The 16,855-nt window shown below is 71.2% G+C and carries 14 protein-coding genes; 5 read left to right on the top strand and 9 right to left on the bottom strand.

Going from position 1 to position 16,855, the window contains the following annotated elements:
• Positions 1-152 precede the first annotated feature (152 nt).
• The 6 genes from ACWD5F_RS20250 to ACWD5F_RS20225 form a co-directional block, all read right to left on the bottom strand.
• Positions 153-1,619: an aldehyde dehydrogenase family protein gene (locus ACWD5F_RS20250; protein ID WP_451256048.1), complete on the bottom strand. Its 1,467-nt coding sequence runs from the start codon at positions 1,617-1,619 to the stop codon at positions 153-155.
• On the bottom strand, positions 1,600-2,763 hold the full coding sequence (locus ACWD5F_RS20245; protein WP_451256046.1) for an aromatic ring-hydroxylating oxygenase subunit alpha: 1,164 nt from the start codon (positions 2,761-2,763) through the stop codon (positions 1,600-1,602). The genes ACWD5F_RS20250 and ACWD5F_RS20245 overlap by 20 nt, the downstream gene beginning before the upstream one ends.
• An 11-nt stretch (positions 2,764-2,774) precedes the next feature.
• On the bottom strand, positions 2,775-3,932 hold the full coding sequence (gene solA, locus ACWD5F_RS20240) for an N-methyl-L-tryptophan oxidase (RefSeq protein ID WP_451256044.1): 1,158 nt from the start codon (positions 3,930-3,932) through the stop codon (positions 2,775-2,777).
• A 10-nt stretch (positions 3,933-3,942) separates the two neighbouring features.
• Positions 3,943-6,396, bottom strand: coding sequence for a GcvT family protein (locus ACWD5F_RS20235; protein WP_451256042.1), 2,454 nt, complete (start codon positions 6,394-6,396; stop codon positions 3,943-3,945).
• Positions 6,397-6,476: 80 nt separating this feature from the next.
• Positions 6,477-7,562, bottom strand: a complete 1,086-nt coding sequence (locus ACWD5F_RS20230) for an S-(hydroxymethyl)mycothiol dehydrogenase (protein ID WP_451256040.1) — start codon at positions 7,560-7,562, stop codon at positions 6,477-6,479.
• Positions 7,563-7,774: 212 nt separating this feature from the next.
• Entirely contained in the window at positions 7,775-8,605 is an 831-nt protein-coding gene (locus ACWD5F_RS20225) for an IclR family transcriptional regulator (protein ID WP_401725521.1), read from the bottom strand.
• Positions 8,606-8,944: 339 nt separating this feature from the next.
• Here ACWD5F_RS20225 and ACWD5F_RS20220 point away from each other — a divergent pair, with 339 nt between their 5' ends.
• A complete protein-coding gene (locus tag ACWD5F_RS20220) occupies positions 8,945-9,268 on the top strand; it encodes a bifunctional 3-phenylpropionate/cinnamic acid dioxygenase ferredoxin subunit (protein WP_451256038.1) in 324 nt (107 codons plus the stop codon).
• Positions 9,265-10,455: an NAD(P)/FAD-dependent oxidoreductase gene (locus tag ACWD5F_RS20215; RefSeq protein WP_451256036.1), complete on the top strand. Its 1,191-nt coding sequence runs from the start codon at positions 9,265-9,267 to the stop codon at positions 10,453-10,455. The genes ACWD5F_RS20220 and ACWD5F_RS20215 overlap by 4 nt, the downstream gene beginning before the upstream one ends.
• Positions 10,456-10,559: 104 nt before the next feature.
• Here ACWD5F_RS20215 and ACWD5F_RS20210 read toward each other — a convergent pair whose 3' ends face one another.
• Positions 10,560-11,162: a hypothetical protein gene (locus ACWD5F_RS20210; protein WP_451256035.1), complete on the bottom strand. Its 603-nt coding sequence runs from the start codon at positions 11,160-11,162 to the stop codon at positions 10,560-10,562.
• A 402-nt stretch (positions 11,163-11,564) separates the two neighbouring features.
• Here ACWD5F_RS20210 and ACWD5F_RS20205 point away from each other — a divergent pair, with 402 nt between their 5' ends.
• Genes ACWD5F_RS20205 through ACWD5F_RS20195 form a run of 3 tightly spaced genes read left to right on the top strand, consistent with a single transcriptional unit; the run spans position 11,565 to position 15,307 of the window.
• Positions 11,565-14,471, top strand: a complete 2,907-nt coding sequence (locus tag ACWD5F_RS20205) for a nitrate- and nitrite sensing domain-containing protein (protein WP_451256033.1) — start codon at positions 11,565-11,567, stop codon at positions 14,469-14,471.
• On the top strand, positions 14,468-14,902 hold the full coding sequence (locus ACWD5F_RS20200; RefSeq protein ID WP_451256031.1) for a roadblock/LC7 domain-containing protein: 435 nt from the start codon (positions 14,468-14,470) through the stop codon (positions 14,900-14,902). The genes ACWD5F_RS20205 and ACWD5F_RS20200 overlap by 4 nt, the downstream gene beginning before the upstream one ends.
• Before the next feature lie 9 nt (positions 14,903-14,911).
• The gene (locus tag ACWD5F_RS20195) at positions 14,912-15,307 is read left to right on the top strand and encodes a DUF742 domain-containing protein (protein ID WP_401725537.1); all 396 of its coding nucleotides are present in this window, start codon (positions 14,912-14,914) and stop codon (positions 15,305-15,307) included.
• A gap of 42 nt (positions 15,308-15,349) precedes the next feature.
• Here ACWD5F_RS20195 and ACWD5F_RS20190 read toward each other — a convergent pair whose 3' ends face one another.
• Both ACWD5F_RS20190 and ACWD5F_RS20185 read right to left on the bottom strand, forming a co-directional pair.
• Complete coding sequence (locus ACWD5F_RS20190; RefSeq protein ID WP_451256029.1) at positions 15,350-15,856, bottom strand: thioesterase family protein; 507 nt, start codon at positions 15,854-15,856, stop codon at positions 15,350-15,352.
• Positions 15,853-16,854, bottom strand: a complete 1,002-nt coding sequence (locus ACWD5F_RS20185) for a 3-hydroxyacyl-CoA dehydrogenase NAD-binding domain-containing protein (protein WP_451256747.1) — start codon at positions 16,852-16,854, stop codon at positions 15,853-15,855. The genes ACWD5F_RS20190 and ACWD5F_RS20185 overlap by 4 nt, the downstream gene beginning before the upstream one ends.
• Position 16,855 lies beyond the last annotated feature (1 nt).

Genomic DNA, 16,855 nt, shown 5'->3' with positions numbered 1-16,855 from the left:
GAGGGGAGCGGCTCTGCGGGTGCCGGGATCGATGAGGGGGGTTGATCGATCAAGAGTTGATGCGTGACGGGTTGATCAGTGAGGGGGTTGGTTATACGTGGGGATCATGTGCGCGTTGTTACGCGGGAGTTAGGCGCACGCGCCTCGCGGCGCTAGTCGAACCAGCCCTGCGGCTTGGGTGCGGTGTTGCGCCAGATGTGCTTCGTCTCGCGGTACTCGGCGAGTCCGGAGGGTCCGAGTTCGCGTCCGAAGCCGGACTGCTTGAAGCCACCCCATTCGGCCTGCGGCACGTACGGGTGGTAGTCGTTGATCCAGACCGTCCCCAGGCGCAGCCGCGAGGCTACGCGCGCGGCCTTGCCCTCGTCGGTCGTGAACACGGCGCCCGCGAGACCGTAGACGGTCCCGTTGGCCAGCCGTACGGCCTCGTCCTCGTCGCTGAAGCGTTCCACGGTCAGCACCGGTCCGAAGGACTCCTCCTGCACCACGTGCATCCCCACGGAGCAGTCGCCCAGGACGGTGGGCGGGTAGTAGAAGCCGTCGTCGTACTCCGCGCCGGTCGGCCGCACGCCGCCGCAGCGCAGCACCGCGCCCTCCGCCAGGCCCCTGGCCACGTACGCCTCGACCTTGGCCCGGTGTGCCGCCGAGATCAGCGGCCCGGCCTGCGCGCGCTCGTCGAAGGGGCCGCCGAGCCGGATCTCCCGGGCCCGGCGGACGACCTCGTCGACGAACCGGTCGTGCAGCGAGTCCTCCACCAGGAGGCGCGCCCCCGCCGAGCAGACCTGCCCGGAGTGCAGGAAGACCGCGGTCAGGGTCATGTCCACGGCCGTGTCGAAGTCGGCGTCGGCGAAGACGACGTTGGGGTTCTTGCCGCCGAGTTCGAGGGCGACCTTCTTGACCGTCGGCGCCGCCACCGCCATCAGATGGCGGCCGGTCTGCAGGCCGCCCGTGAACGACACCATGTCGACGTCCGGGTGGTCACCGAGCGGGGCGCCCGCCTCGGGACCCGCGCCGAGGACCAGGTTGGCCACGCCCGCCGGCAGTCCCGCCTCCTCCAGCAGCCGCATCAGATGGATGGCCGTGTGCGGGGTCAGCTCGCTCGGCTTCAGGACGAAGGTGCACCCCGCCGCGAGGGCCGGGGCGACCTTCCAGGCCGTCTGGAGGAGCGGATAGTTCCAGGGGGTGATCAGCGCGCAGACACCGACGGGCTCGTACACCACCCGGCTGTCGACGCCCTCCGCCCCCGTGTCGATCACCCGGCCGGTTTCGCTCGCGACGAGTCGGCCGAAGTAGCGGAAACAGTTGACGATGTCGTCAATGTCGTACTCGCTCTCCACATACCGCTTCCCGGTGTCCAGGGACTCGGCACGCGCGAGTGCCTCCTTGTCGCGGGCCAGGAGGTCGGCCACCCGCAGCAGCAGATCGCCGCGCTCGTTCGGGGAGGTGCCCGGCCAGGGGCCCTCGTCGAAGGCGCGCCGGGCGGCCGCGATGGCCTCCACGGTGTCCTTGCCGCCGGCCTCGTCCACCACGGCGACCAGGGAGACGTCGGCCGGACAGCGGATCTCGCGCGTACGTTGATCGACCGCGCTCCGCCAGCTTCCGTCAATGAACAGGTCCGGCATGGCCGCCTCCCAGCTGCTCCAGGACCCACTCGTGGAAGATCCCGATGTGGTGCTCGTTGGGAACCAGCACACCACCCTTGCGGTACGCCCGCGACGCCATGGCCGGTTGTGTCCGTTCACATGCTTCGAAATCCTGTTCGTTCACCCTGTGGAACAGCTCCACCGACTTCGAGACATCGGCGCCCGAGGCGACCACCTCCGGCGCGTACAGCCAGTCGCACTCCACGATCGTGCGGTCCTCGGCCAGTGGGAACATGCGGTGCAGGATGACGTGGTCCGGTACGAGGTTGATGAAGACCGTCGGCTTCACCGTGATGGCGTAATAGCGCCGGTCCTGGTCCTCCGAGACCTGCGGCAGCTTCGCGAAGCCCTCGCTGCCGTCGACCGTGAAGCCCTTGACCTCGGCGCCGAACTCGGCGCCGTGGCCCACGTAGTACTGGGCGGCGTAGCCCTCCGCGAACTCCGGGAGCACGTCGGTCAGTTCCGGGTGGATCGTCGCGCAGTGGTAGCACTCCATGAAGTTCTCGACGATCAGCTTCCAGTTCGCCTTCACGTCGTACGTGATGCGCTTGCCGAGGGCCAGGTCCTCGGTGCCGTAGTGCTCGATCGCGGCCGGGTCGCCGAGCCGTTCCACAGCCGCGTGCGTGACCGTGTCCTCGAAGGAGGGCGGCTCGTCCGCCAGGCACACCCAGGCGTAACCGAGCCACTCCCGCAGTGACACATTGATCAACCCGTACTCGACCCGATCAACATCAGGCATCTTGATCAAGTTGGGTGCGGCGATCAATTTGCCGTCCAGGTCGTACGTCCATGCGTGGTACGGGCACTGCAGGCTGCGCCGGACCTCGCCGGCCTCCTCCATGCACAGCCGGGCCCCGCGATGGCGGCAGATGTTGAGGAACGCGCGCAGCTCACCCTTGCGCGTCCGGGTGATGATCACGTTCTCGCGGCCCACCTGGACGGTCCGGAACGCGCCGGGTTTGGCCAGGTCGGCGCTGCGGACGGCACAGATCCACATCGACTCGAACAGGTGCTGCTGCTCCTGCCGGAAGATCTCCGGGTCGGTGTAGTAGTGCCCGGGGAGGGTGGAGATCAGGCTGGGGGTGTCGGGGAGGGGGACGGGGGACATCGGGATCGTCGTCACGAGGCTGCTCCTCAGGCGGGCGCGGCGGCGAGGCGGGCGGGGTCGAACAGGCCGATGGGGTGCTCGGTGGCGCCGGTCAGGGCCAGATCGGCGACGATCTCGCCGACGACGGGCACGAACTTGAAACCGTGCCCGGAGAAACCGCAGGCCACGGTCACCGACTCCGGGTGCGCGGGGTGCCGGGCGATCACGAAGTGCTCATCGGGGGTGTTGGAGTACATGCAGGTCGCGGCCTTGAGGAAGGTGCCGGGCAGATCCGGGATGCAGCCGGCCATGTGGTCGGCCATGGCCCGGACCTCCTCCTCGTGCACGGTCCGGTCGATGGTCTCCGGGGTGGTGACCTCGCCGCCCTTGCGGAAGAAGGCGACCTTCGCGCCCAGTTCGGGACCGTCGATGGCCGGGAAGCCGTACACCTGGACGCCGGCCGCGTCCTCCCAGATGTAGATCGGGTGGTTCGCGGGGACGAAGGGATCGACCCCGCCCCTCGGTTGGAACCAGTACATGACCTGCCGCTCGATGGTGAACGGCACCCCGAGGTCGGTCAGCAGCTGCGGCGCCCAGGCGCCCGGGCAGATCACCAACTGCCCCGCTGTGTAGGTGTTCTCGGAGGTGTGCACGCGGACGCCGTCCCGGTACGGCTCCCAGCGCGTCATCGGCTCCTCGAAGTGCAGGTCGGCGCCCTGCCGGGTGGCCAATTGGAGATGGGCCGCGACCGTGTTCTCGGGCCGCAGCAGCCCCGCCTTCTTCTCGTACAGGGCGACCTCGTCGTCCTTCGGCGCGAGCGTCGGGAAACGGCGGCGGATCTCCTTGGCGTCGAGCATCTCGTGGGGCAGGTCCCACTGTTGGGCCGACAGCAGCGACCCGGAGACGGTCCGCGAGTCGGGACGGCCGACCATCACACCGCCGGGCAGGATCGCGACCTCGCGACCGGTGGCCCGGTGCAGGTCCTCGTACAGCTCGTAGGCGCGCAGCAACAACGGTACGTACGCCGGGTCCTCGAAGTAGGACTGCCGGGTGATCCGCGAACCGCCGTGGCTGGAGCCGCGGTTGTGGACCGGGCCGAACTTCTCCAGGCCGAGGACACGGGCGCCGCGGGCGGACAGATGGTGGGCGGCGGCGCTGCCCATGCCGCCGAGACCGATGACGATCACGTCGTAAGTCGGGGACACAGCCTGCCTCCTATCGGCGGATGCGGGTCATCTTCGGGTCGAACAAGGGCTCTTCGGCCACGGTCGCCGGGACCTTCTCGCCGAAGTACTCGATGTGCACGGCGGCCCCGGTGGGGAGCACGGGCAGCCAGGCGTACGCGACGCAGCGGCCCAGCGTGTAGCCGTACGAGGCGCTGGTGACGTAGCCGGCGGGGGCGCCGTCGACGAGGACGGGCTCCTTGCCGAGGACCACGGCGGCGGGGTCGTCGAGGAGGAGCGGGGTCAGCTTGCGGGTGACCGGCGCGTCCGAGAGGGCCTCGCGGCCGACGAACACCTTGTCCATGCGCACCGCGAAGCCGACGCCCGCCTCGAACGGGCTGTGCTCGTCGGTCATGTCGGTGCCCCAGGAGCGGTAACCCTTCTCCAGGCGCAGGGAGTTGAAGGCGGAGCGCCCGGCCGCGACGACGCCGTGCTCCTGGCCGGCCGCCCAGAGCGTGTCCCACAGACGCAGGCCCAGGTCGGCGGTGGTGTACAGCTCCCAGCCCAGCTCACCGACGTACGACAGGCGCATGGCGGTGACGGGGACGTGTCCGATGTACGTCTCCTTCGCGCGGAAGTAGCCGAAGGCCTCGTGCGAGAAGTCGTCGCGGGTCAGCGGCTGGACGAGGTCGCGGGCGAGGGGGCCCCAGACGCCGATGCAGCAGGTGCCGGAGGTGATGTCCCTGATGTGCACGCCCTCGGGGGCGTGCCGGGTCAACCAGTCGAGGTCCGCGGGGGAGTTGGCGCCGACCTGGAAGCGGTCCGGGGCGAGACGGGCCACGGTGAGGTCGGAGCGGACGCCGCCGGTCTCGTCGAGCAGGAGGGTGTAGGTGACCGCGCCGGGCTTCTTGCGCAGGTTGTTGGTGGTCATGCGGTCGAGGAAGTCGAGGGCGCCGGGGCCGGTGACCTCCAGGCGGCGCAGCGGGGTCATGTCGTACAGGGCGACCTTCTCGCGGGTCGCGCGGGCCTCGGCGGCGGCGATCGGGGACCAGTAGCGGGCCGACCAGGCGTCGCGCTCGGGGAGCGCGTCGAGGTCGTCCACGAGCGGGGCGTTGGCCTCGTACCAGTGCGGGCGCTCCCAGCCGCCGCCCTCCAGGAAGAACGCGCCGAGCTGCTCCTGGCGGGCATGGAAGGGGCTGACGCGGAGCGGGCGCGGGCTCTCCATCGGCTGGAGGGGGTGCAGAACGTCGTACACCTCGACGAACTGCTGTGAACCGCGTTCACGGACGTACGACGGTGAACGCTGTGCTTCCTCGAACCGCGTGAGGTCGCATTCGTGCAGGTCGAGCGAGGGCCGCCCGTCGACCATCCACTCGGCGACGGCCCGCGCGACCCCCGCGGAGTGGGTGACCCAGACCGCCTCGGCCAGCCAGAAGCCGCGCAGCGCCCGTGACTCGCCGAGGACCGGCATGCCGTCGGGGGTGAAGGAGAAGACGCCGTTGAAGCCCTCCTCGATCTCGGCGTCCCGCAGCGCCGGCACCAGCCACCGGCAGTCCTCCCAACTCGGCGCCCAGTCCTCGGCGGTGAACGGGAACGAGGACGGCATGTCCATGTCCCGGGCGCGCGCCTCGTCGTACGGCAGGATCGCGAACGGGTCGACGGGCAGCGGCTGGTGGGCGTAGGAGCCGATGCCGATGCGGTCGGCGTGCTCGCGGAAGTAGAGGTCGCGGTCCTGGAAGCGGAGGATCGGCCGCGTGGCCTCGGCCGTGGCTTCGGCGAGTTCGGGGAGCGGTTTCGTCTTCGCGTACTGGTGCGCGAGTGGTTGGAGCGGTACGTCGATGCCGGCCATGCGGCCGATCACCGGGCCCCAGAAGCCGGCCGCGGAGACGACGTGGTCGGCGGGGAAGGTGCCCTGGTCGGTGATGACGCCGGTGACGCGGCCGTTCTCCTGCTCGATGCCCGTGACCGTGTGGCGCTCCAGGAACCGGGCGCCCCGCTCGGTGGCCCGCTCCAGCTGGGCGCGGGACGCGAGCAGGGCGCGGGCCAGGCCGTCGTCGGGGGTGTGGAAGCCGCCGAGAACGACCGACTCGTCGACCAGGGGCCACAGTTCCTTGCAGCGGGCGGTACTCACGACCTCGCCGCGGATGCCCCAGGCCGCCGCGTAGCCGGCCCGGCGGTGCAGGTCGGCGAGGCGCTGAGGGGTGGTGGCCAGCTCAAGGCCGCCGACCTGGTTGAAGCAGGGGACGCCGTCGACCTCGAGCGAACTGAACTTCTCCACCGTGTACTTGGCGAACTCGGCGAGGGTCTTGGAGGGGCTGGTCTGGAAGACGAGACCGGGCGCGTGCGAGGTGGAGCCGCCGGGGGCGGGCAGGGGGCCCTGCTCGAGGACGGTGACGTCGGTCCAGCCGCGGGCGGTCAGTTCGTCGGCGAGCGAGCAGCCGACGATGCCGGCGCCGATGACGACGACACGGGGACCGTGCGGGCGGGTTTCGGGCGTGCTGGACATGCCCCTCCTTGCCGGGGTGGGGGTGAACGCGCTGGGGGAGTAGGGGTGTTGAGGGGACGGGGGCGTTCAGACGGCGGCGGTCACAGGACGACCACCGAGCGCAGTACCTCGCCGCGGTGCATCTTGGCGAACGCCTCCTCGACCTGGTCGAGGGCGATCGTCTCGGACACGAAGGCGTTGAGGTCGAGGAGTCCGTACAGGTACTGGTCGATGAGATAGGGGAAGTCGCGGCTCGGCAGACAGTCGCCGTACCAGGACGACTTGATGGCGCCGCCGCGCGAGAAGACGTCGATCAGCGGGAGTTCGACCTTCATCTCGGGGGAGGGGACGCCGACCTGGACCAACAGGCCCGCGTGGTCGCGCATGTAGAAGGCCTGGGTGAAGGTCTCGGGGCGGCCCACCGCGTCGATCGCGATGTCGACGCCGTGTCCGTCGGTGAGTGCGCGGACGGCCTCGATCGGGTCCGTGCCACGGGAGTTGACGGTGTGCGTGGCGCCGAACTTCTCCGCCTGGTCGAGTTTCCGGTCGTCGATGTCGACGGCTATGACCTTCATCGCGCCGTTCAGACAGGCGCCCGCGATGGCCGCGTTGCCGACGCCGCCGCAGCCGATGACGGCGACCGAGTCGCCACGCCCGACGTTGCCGGTGTTCACCGCGGCGCCGTAACCGGCCATCACACCGCAGCCGATGAGGCCCGCGGCCTCGGGGCGGGCCGCCGGGTCGATCTTCACCGCCTGCCCGGCCGCGACCAGTGTCTTCTCGGCGAAGGCGCCGATGCCGAGGGCGTTGCTGAGCGGGGTGCCGTCGAGCAGGGTCATCGGCTGCGTGGCGTTGCGGGAGTCGAAGCAGTACCAGGGGCGGCCGCGGCGACAGGAGCGACAACTGCCGCAGGGCGCGCGCCAGGCGAGCACCACGTAGTCGCCGGGCTTGAGATCGGTGACGCCGGCGCCGACCTCCTCGATCGTGCCGGCCGCCTCATGGCCCAGCAGGAAGGGGAAGTCGTCGTTGATCGCGCCCTCCCGGTAGTGCAGGTCCGTGTGGCAGACACCGCAGGCCTGTACGGAGACGAGGACCTCTCCGGGACCGGGATCGGGGACGACGATCGTCTGCACCTCGACGGGTGCGCCCTTTTTGACAGCGACTACGGCACGGACCTCGTGTGGCACGACCAAGCTCCTCTGCTGTTGCGCAGTGCACTTTGGGTTGCGCGATGAGGAACATATTGAGAACGCCATCATGGGGTCGTCAAGAGGTGGGCGTTAACCCTTGGCAAAAGGAACGGGGCGGCCGAAATCTGCCGGATACACAGCGGCGCGGGACCAGGAGATTCCGGTCCCGCGCCGTCGGCGGTTCTCTCGCGTGTCTGCTCCGGGGTCGGTCAGAAGCCGTACCCCATCCGGCGGGACAGGTCGGCCCCCGCCGCCACCGTGCGCTTGGCCACCTCGGGCAGCCGGTCGCCGTTCAGCCGGTACACCGGGCCCGAGACGCTGAGCGCCGCGATGACCTTGCCGTCGTGCGCGCGGACCGGGACGGCCACCGCGGCGAGCCCCAGCTCCAGCTCCTCGATGGTGACCCCGTAGCCCTGCTCGACGACCGCCTCCAACTCGCCGCGCAGCGCCGACGACCCGGTGATGGTCCGCTCGGTGAAGCGCGGCAGGGTGCGGGCGAGCAGGCCCTCCCGCAGGGTGGGCGACATGTGCGCGAGCAGCACCTTGCCGCTGGAGGTCGCGTGCAGCGGGGTGCGCCGGCCGAGCCAGTTCTGCGCGGTCACGGACGCGGTGCCGCGGGCCTGCATGATGTTGACGGCCGCGTCGTCGTCGAGGACCGCGATGTTCACGGTCTCGCCCAGCTCGTCGGCGAGTTCCCGGCACACCGGGACGCCCTCCTGCGAGATGTCCAGGCGTACTGCCGCCGCCCCCGCCAGGCGTAGTACACCGGCCCCCAGGTAGTACTTTCCGCGGTCCTTCGCCTGGGCCACCAGGCCGCGGTTCTCCAGGACGCCGAGCAGTCGGAAGGCGGTGGACTTGTGCACGTCCAGCTCGTCGGCGATCTCGGTGACGCCCGCCTCTCCGTGCCGGGCGAGGATCTCCAGCACGCTCACGGCACGGTCCACCGACTGGACGGCGCTGGCCGTGCCTCTGCCGCTCTGCTTCTCCGAGCTTCCCAAGGGCTCCTCGCCACGGTCAGGCTGCTTCTGCGTTCGGGTCATGGGTCAACTCTCACCACCTGACGGCCATCTTTGGGCCGCATCTTCGGGAAACCCTTGACGCGACGGTTGTCCCGACCGGATTCTGTTGCGCATGGCGCGGGTTCGTGCGCTATACGAAACTTCATGTTACCGAAGCGTCCGATCTCCGGAAGGGGGCCGGACCGCCCGGACCTGTGAAGGTCCGGCACATCCCGGCCGCCGGACCGAAGACGCCCCGGTGCCTGCACCACCGCCGGACCGACGAAGGTCCGCGCTCCCGAACCGCATCGCACTCCTGATCCGCATCCGCCAGGACCACACAGGTCCCGGACCGAGTGTCCCGGACCGAGAGGGGGGCCCGTGATTCCCGTCTGCCGCCTCGAAGACCTCCCCGAGGGCGAATCCGTCCGCCTCGAGACGACCCCGCCCGTCGCGGTGTTCCACACCGACGAGGGCGAGTTGTACGCCATCGACGACACCTGCACCCACCAGGACGCGTCCCTCTCCGAGGGCTGGCTGGAGGGGTGTCTGGTCGAATGCCCGCTGCACGCCGCCTCATTCGATCTCCGCACCGGCGAGCCGACCTGCCTCCCGGCCCGTCGCGCCGTCCGCACCCACCGCGTCACCGTGGACGACGGTGTCGTCCATGTCCACCTCGCCGCGCAGGAGGGCACCGCCGCATGAGGACCGTGACCGTCGTCGGCGCCTCCCTCTCCGGCCTGTACGCCGCCCGGGAACTGCGTGCCCAGGGCTTCGACGGCAGGCTGGTGATCGTCGGCGACGAACCCCACCGCCCCTATGACCGTCCCCCTCTCTCCAAGGACTTCCTCACCGGACGGGCCGACGAGGACCACCTCGCGCTCGCCGACGACGAGGAGACCGGCGAACTCGACGCCGAGTGGCTGCTGGGCACCCGCGCCCGCGGACTCGACGCCCGCGGCCGCACCGTCCTTCTCGACGGCGGCCGTACGGTCTCCACCGACGGTGTCGTCATCGCCACCGGCGCCCGCGCCCGCCGCCTCCCCGGCGACGACCTGGCCGGCGTCCACACCCTGCGCACCCTCGACGACGCCCGCGCCCTGCGCGAGGAACTCACCCGGGGGCCACGCCAGGTCGTCGTGATCGGCGGCGGATTCATCGGCGCCGAGACCGCGTCCTCCTGCGCCGCCCTCGGTCACACGGTCACCGTCGTCGAGGCCGCCCCGCTGCCGCTCGTGCCCCAACTCGGCGCCGAGATGGCCGCCGTGTGCGCCGCTCTGCACCGGCGTGGCGGAGTGGACCTGATCACCGGTACCGGAGTGGCCGGACTGCGCGGCACGGCGGCCGTGACCGGCGTGGAACTGTCCGACGGCCGCGCCCTCCCTGCCGACGTCGTGATCGTCGGCATCGGCGCCACCCCCAACACCGGCTGGCTCGCGGGCTCGACGCTCGCCCTGCACGACGGTGTCCTGTGTGACGACGGCTGCGTCACCTCGCTCCCGCAGGTCGTCGCCGTCGGTGACGTGGCCCGCGTAGGCGGAGCCCGCGCCGAGCACTGGACCTCGGCGACCGAACAGCCCCGGGTCGCCGTGGCCAACCTGCTCGCCGGGCGCACCGCGCGGACCGCGCGCTCACTGCCGTATTTCTGGTCGGACCAGTACGGCGCCCGCATCCAGTTCGCCGGGCGCCGTCAGGACGGCGACACCGTCCGGATCGCCGAGGGCGAACTCACCGACGGCGCACCGGCCGAGGACGGCTTCCTCGCGCTCTACGAACGGGACGGCCGTACGACCGCCGTGCTGTCCATGGACCGACCGCGCCCCTTCATGCGGGCCCGCCGTGAACTGGCGCGCGCGGAGAACGAGACGCGGCAGGAGCCTGCGGCGCTTTGAGGGTGCGGGTCTTGAGGGCATGCCCCTTCGGGGGCGGCCGACTTTCGCCCTCCGGGCCCGAGGACACCCGCCCCGGCCACCGGAGGGCACGCACGCTCAAGACCTCAAGAGTGCGAGAGCTGGCCCGCGTTGCCGCCGCGCCTGCGTATCCGGGCCTGCGCCCGCTCAGTGGCCCTCGCCTGACGGCGGGCCTGACGGCGCTCACGGCGCAGGGTGCGGGCGGTGCTGCTGGGAATCGACACCACGCCGTTGCGCTGGTTCCAGACCTGGCGGGTCACCCAGATGTCGAGCGCGCCCCAGGTGGCCACCACCGTGCTGACGATGGCGCTGATGACCATCGGGAAGGCCAGCCAGGACTCGGCCATGGTGCAGAAGAAGGCGACCATCGCCAGGAGCAGGGTCACCGCGATGATGATCACCGCCCGCACCGCCGACGTGCGGACCGGGTCGGGCATCCGGCGCCGCTTGGCCGGCTCCTCGATCCACAATGGCTGGTAGGCAGACTGCACCTGTTCCGCGACCCGGTCCGCCCCCACGACGTACTGCGTGCTCTGTTCCGTGTCCTGTGCGATCGGCGCCTCGCGCGCGCCGGTCGGGATGTCGTGATCGGACGCCTCCGGGCCCCGCTGTGCCTTCAGACGCGTCCCCAGGTCGTCCCCGGGTGCCTCGCGCCGCTCCGCCGTGCCCATCACCGTGTCACTCCCCACTGCCGGCAACCCCTCGCACCGTGTCAGATGACACGGCTCCCCTCTGGGTTGCCCGGCTTGCGCTGTTTTACGCTGCCGGGGTGCAGGAAGCGGCTCCTGGAGCCGATTCCGCCCCCCATTTCTCACAGACAAGGACGAACGGCACGTCCTGAAGATTCCCGGCGGGCGAAAAAATCCGGCCAACTGTTCGCGTGCGTACGGTGAAAGAGTTCCGGCGATCATCGAGCCGTGGCGGGCGGCAACATCCGCCCAACACCGGACAACTCTCCATGTGTCGTCGCCCACACGGCAGTTCAGCTTCCGGAACGGTCTTCGAGATACGCGTGTGACGGTAGTAGGCTCGCGCCGTTTGTTGACGTACATATGTGCCCCCGGCCGGCGGGGGTCGAGCTGGGGGAGGCCATGCGCTTTCGCGGGAAGTCCATCCGCCGGAAGATCGTGGCGCTGCTTCTCGTGCCGCTGCTGTCGCTGACCGCGATCTGGGCCTTCGCCACGGTCCTCACCGGACGTGAGGCGGAACAGCTGTTCAACGTCTCCGACGTGACCGAGAAGATCGGCTACCCGATCGAGGACACCGTCCGCGTGCTGCAGCAGGAGCGCCGGCAGAGTCTCGTCTACCTCGCGGACCCGCGGGCCTCCGACGGACTCGGTGACCTCAGGCGCAGCCGGACCGCCACCGACCAGGCCGTCGCGAAGATCCGCAAGAACGCGCGGAACCCCGACGTCCGCGACGCGATGGGCTCCGGCACCGGCGAGAACCTGAGCGCGGTGCTCGACGCCTTCGACGGCATCGACTCCCTGCGCCGCAGCGTCGAGGACGGCACCGTCGACCGGGCCCAGGCCTTCGGCCTCTACAACCGTCTGGTCGACCCCTGTTACGTCCTGCTCACCAACCTCCACGTCGTCGACAACGTCGAGATGGACAAGCAGTACCGCGCGCTGGCCAACCTCGCCCGCGCCCGCGAGTTCCTCTCCCGCGAGGACGCCCTGCTCGGCTCCGCCCTCGTCGTGGGCAAGCCCTCGCGCACCGAACTGCGGGAGGTCTCCGACCTCGTCGCCCAGCGCGACCTTCTGTACCAGGTCAACCTGCCGCTGCTGCCCGCCACGGAACGCGCGCGCTACGACCGGTTCTGGAAGAACGCCGAGACCGCTCCGCTGCGTACCGCCGAGCAGTCCGCCGTCAAGGGCGGGTCCGGGGCGCCCCGCGAGGTCACCGCGCAGAGCTGGGACACCGCCGCGGGCACCGTCCTGAACGAGCTGGGCACCCTCAACGACCGGGCCGACGACCGCTATCAGGACCGCGTCCGCCCGGTCGCCGTCGGCGTCATCGCCAAGGTCGCCATCGGCGGCGTACTCGGCCTGGTCGCCCTGCTGCTCTCGCTGTTCCTGTCCGTCCGGGTCGGCCGCGGCCTCATCCGCGACCTGCGGCAACTGCGCCTGGAGGCCCACGAGGCGTCCGGCGTCCGGCTGCCCAGCGTGATGCGCCGGCTGTCCACGGGCGAGCAGGTCGACGTCGAGACCGAGGTCCCGCGCCTGGAGTACGACCGCAACGAGATCGGCGACGTCGGCCACGCCCTCAACACCCTCCAGCGCGCCGCCGTCGAGGCCGCCGTCAAGCAGGCCGAACTGCGCGCCGGGGTCTCCGAGGTCTTCGTCAACCTCGCCCGCCGCAGCCAGGTCCTGCTGCACAAGCAGCTCACCCTGCTCGACACGATGGAACGCCGTACCGAGGACACCGACGAACTCGCCGACCTGTTCCGCCTGGACCACCTGACGACCCGTATGCGCCGGCATGCCGAGGGCCTCGTGATCCTCTCCGGCGCGGCCCCCTCCCGGCAGTGGCGCAAACCCGTCCAGCTCATGGACGTCGTACGGGCCGCCGTCGCCGAGGTCGAGGACTACGAGCGCATCGAGGTGCGCCGGCTGCCCCGGGTCGCCGTCACCGGCCCGGCCGTCGCCGACGTCACCCACCTCGTCGCCGAGCTGCTGGAGAACGCCACGGTGTTCTCCCCGCCGCACACCGCCGTCCAGGTGCTCGGCGAGCGCGTCGCCAACGGCTTCACCCTGGAGATCCACGACCGCGGCCTCGGCATGGCCGCCGACGCCCTCCTGGACGCCAACCTGCGGCTCGCCGAGACCCCCGAGTTCGAACTCTCCGACACCGACCGGCTCGGCCTCTTCGTGGTCAGCCGGCTCGCCCAGCGGCAGAACGTCCGGGTCTCCCTGCAACCGTCCCCGTACGGCGGCACGACCGCGGTCGTCTTCATCCCCGACGCGCTGCTGACGAACGAGGTCCCGGACACCAACGGCATCGGCTTCCGCCTCGACCGGCCCCATCCCACGAAGGAGGCGGCGCTGGAGGACGGGCGCCGGACCGCCCTCTCGGGGACGTCCGGGTCGCGGCCCGGACTGCCGGCCGCGCTGCTCGACGGCCCGGTCGAGCTGGAGGCGCCCGTCGACCTGGACGCCATCGAGGACTTCCCGGACCCGCTCGACGACGAGGCGGGCGAGCGCGGCGGGCTGTTCCGGCCGCGCCGCTCCATCACCCTCGCCGAGGACGGCCGGCCCCAGGAGGGCCCCGCGTCCCGTGAGCCGGGCGACGGCGACACGGACGAGGACGGCAACCCCCTGGTCCCGCTGCCCCGCCGCGGCACGCCCAAGCTGGTCAGCTCGCACGGCCGCCCGGTCGGCGGACGGTCCCGGCGCGACGACGTGGACGACTCCCTCGCCGCAGGCACGGGACGACGGGAGACGGACACGGCGTCGCCGGCCCGCCGCCGGGGCGACGAGCCCCTGACGGGCCGGGCAGCCTGGCCGGCGACGGAGCAGGGCGCGCCGGCGCTGCCGACCCGCCGCCGCGGCGCCTCGCCGCTGCGCCCCGGCGGACCCGACCGCCCCGAGTCCCCGACGCCATCGGGACACGACGGCCCAGGCGAAACCTCAGATACTCCCGCCCTGCCCCTGCGCACCCGCCCACCCGCCATCGGCGCCGGGAGCGGGAGCGAGGAGCAGGCGGCAGGCGCCGGTCCGGGTCGAGGCACCCGCCCCGGTTCCGGACCGGACACCACCGCCGGCACGGGCGCACTGCCCCGGCGGGTACGACAGGCCAACCTGGCCCCGCAGTTGAAGCAGAGCCCCGTCCGGCCCACCGCGGACAGACCGGAGCCCGTGGAGCGCGACGCCGACGAGGTACGCAGCCGGATGGCCTCGCTGCAACGAGGCTGGCAGCGCGGGCGCGAGGAGAACGCCGCGGACGACGACGCCCACAGCGGCACTGCACCACAAGGAACGAAGGGGGACGGTCGATGACCGCACCGAAGGCGACCGGCCACTCCACGAACAGGACCGGCGAGCTCAACTGGCTCCTGGACGACCTCGTGGACCGCGTCGCGAGCATCAGCAAGGCTCTCGTCCTGTCCAGCGACGGCCTGCCCACCGGCGTGTCCCAGGACCTGACCCGGGAGGACAGCGAGCACCTCGCCGCCGTCGCCTCCGGCTTCCACAGCCTCGCCAAGGGCGTGGGCCGCCACTTCGAGGCCGGCACGGTCCGGCAGACGGTCGTCGAACTCGACGAGGCCTTCCTGTTCGTGACCGCCGCCGGTGACGGCAGCTGCCTCGCGGTCCTCGCGGACGCGGACTCGGACGTGGGCCAGGTCGCGTACGAGATGACCCTCCTCGTGAAGCGGGTCGGTGTACATCTTGGCGCCGCTCCGCGCACCGATCTGCCCGCGGGCGGGTAGTGAGATGTCATGAGCTCTGACGGTCAGGGAAGAAGCCACTGGTTCGACGACGACGCCGGGCCGGTCGTCCGCCCGTACGCGATGACGCGCGGCCGGACCAGCAGTCCGGGCCAGCACCGCCTCGACCTGATCGCGGTGGTGCTGACCGAACCGCAGGCCGACGACCCGGAAGGGGACTCGATGCTGTCCCCGGAACACGTGGACATCGTCGACCTCTGCCGGGACACACCGCAGTCGGTCGCCGAACTCGCGGCCGAACTCGACCTGCCCATCGGCGTCGTCCGGGTGCTCATCGGCGACCTCGTGAACGGCGAGTTCGTCCATGTGACCCGGCCGGTACCCCCTGCCGAACTCCCGGACGAGAGCATCCTGCGCGACGTGATCAGCGGCCTCCGGGCCCTCTGACCGAGCCTTCCCAGGTCCCAACAGCTCACGGACCGGGCCCGATCACCCCGGTCCGCGAGCCACCTCCCCCTCCGCCCCCACCGGCGCCACGGAACGACCGGCCCACCAGGGAGCCAGTTCCACAAGGGCGTTGAGCCGCTCGCGGACGGCATCCGGGAACGCAGTCGCACGGCCCGCTGCCTGATCCACATGGAGAGCGAGCAACTCCGTGGTGGCCACCGGCTCGGCATCCGCCCCCGGCTCCGCCGACGGGTCCGCGACGACGTACATCTCGTGCGTGAGACGCACCTTCTTCCCGGCCGCCCCCAACACCCGCGTACGCACGGCCAGTCGGGCCTCCACCGGCACGTCCTGGAGGTAACGGACATGAGCCTCGACCGTGTAGAGCGAGCAGCCGGTCCGCTCTCGATACGCCGGATCCAGCCCCGTCGACTCCATCAGCGCGTCCGTCGCGAAGCCGAAGACGAGGACGTAGAACGCCTCGCTCATATGCCCGTTGTAGTCGATCCACTCGGGCCGAACGGTCTCCCGGAACAGCGGAACGCTCATGCGGCACCCTCCTCCCGAAGCCGCCCGGTCGCGCGCAGTACGGCGATGACGCCCCGGTCCCGTTCGGCGACCAGGTCGGCGATCGTACGGCCGTCGGCGGCGTCGTCACAGCCGGCGACCACCGCGTCGTACAACTCCCGGTCCAGCTCCGGGGCTTCCAACCGGGTCCACGGGGACTTCAGGGACGGGCCGAAGTGGTCCAGCATGTGGGCCATTCCGCCCTCGCCGCCGGCCAGCGCGAAGGTCAGCATCGGACCCATGACCGCCCAACGCAGGCCCGGACCCTCGGTGATGGACAGGTCTATGTCGCCGACGGTCGCCTCACCGTTCGCGACCATGTGCAGCGCCTCCCGCCACAGGGCCTCCTGGAGACGGTTGGCGATGAACCCGGGCACCTCGCGGTCCAGGGCGATGACGGACTTGCCCGCGACCTCGTAGAAACGGGACGCCCAGCGCACCGCGCCCTGCTCGGTCCGCTCACCGCCGACCACCTCGACGAGCGGGATGAGGTACGGCGGGTTGAAGGGATGCCCGACGACCAGCCGACCGGGCGTGCCGGCCTCCGTCTGCATGTCCGTCATCGGGTACCCGGAGGTGGAGGAGGCGATGACCACTCCGGCGGGCGTCAACGCGTCGATCCCGGCGAGCAGCTCGCGCTTGAGGTCCAGCTTCTCCGGGGCGCTCTCCTGCACGAACTCCGCCTCGGACACGGCCTCTTCGAGCGTCGCCGTGACGGTGAGGCGGTCCGGTGAGGCGCTGGCGGCGAGACCGAGCTGTTCCAGCGCGGGCCAGGCGGCGTCCACCAGCCGCCGCAACCGGGCCTCGGCGTCGGGGGCCGGGTCCCACGCGGTGACGTCGTAGCCGCGGGCGAGGAAGTGGGCGACCCAGCCACCGCCGATCACTCCGGCGCCGACGCAGGCGACTCGGCGCACGTCTTCGGGGGCGGACGGGGGCTCGGGGGACGGGTTCGAGTGAGCGGTGGGGGATTCGGGTGGCAGG

It is taken from the genome of Streptomyces sp. NPDC002499, from assembly GCF_053595415.1.
This window is presented reverse-complemented; position numbering and strand designations above follow the sequence as displayed.

Coding starts and splice junctions, on each gene's coding strand:
- ACWD5F_RS20205 (WP_451256033.1), top strand. CDS start 11,565: ATGCGCTTTCGCGGGAAGTCCATCCGCCGGAAGATCGTGGCGCTGCTT.
- ACWD5F_RS20235 (WP_451256042.1), bottom strand. CDS start 6,396: ATGTCCAGCACGCCCGAAACCCGCCCGCACGGTCCCCGTGTCGTCGTC.
- ACWD5F_RS20215 (WP_451256036.1), top strand. CDS start 9,265: ATGAGGACCGTGACCGTCGTCGGCGCCTCCCTCTCCGGCCTGTACGCC.
- ACWD5F_RS20190 (WP_451256029.1), bottom strand. CDS start 15,856: ATGAGCGTTCCGCTGTTCCGGGAGACCGTTCGGCCCGAGTGGATCGAC.
- ACWD5F_RS20250 (WP_451256048.1), bottom strand. CDS start 1,619: ATGCCGGACCTGTTCATTGACGGAAGCTGGCGGAGCGCGGTCGATCAA.
- ACWD5F_RS20195 (WP_401725537.1), top strand. CDS start 14,912: ATGAGCTCTGACGGTCAGGGAAGAAGCCACTGGTTCGACGACGACGCC.
- ACWD5F_RS20200 (WP_451256031.1), top strand. CDS start 14,468: ATGACCGCACCGAAGGCGACCGGCCACTCCACGAACAGGACCGGCGAG.
- ACWD5F_RS20225 (WP_401725521.1), bottom strand. CDS start 8,605: ATGACCCGAACGCAGAAGCAGCCTGACCGTGGCGAGGAGCCCTTGGGA.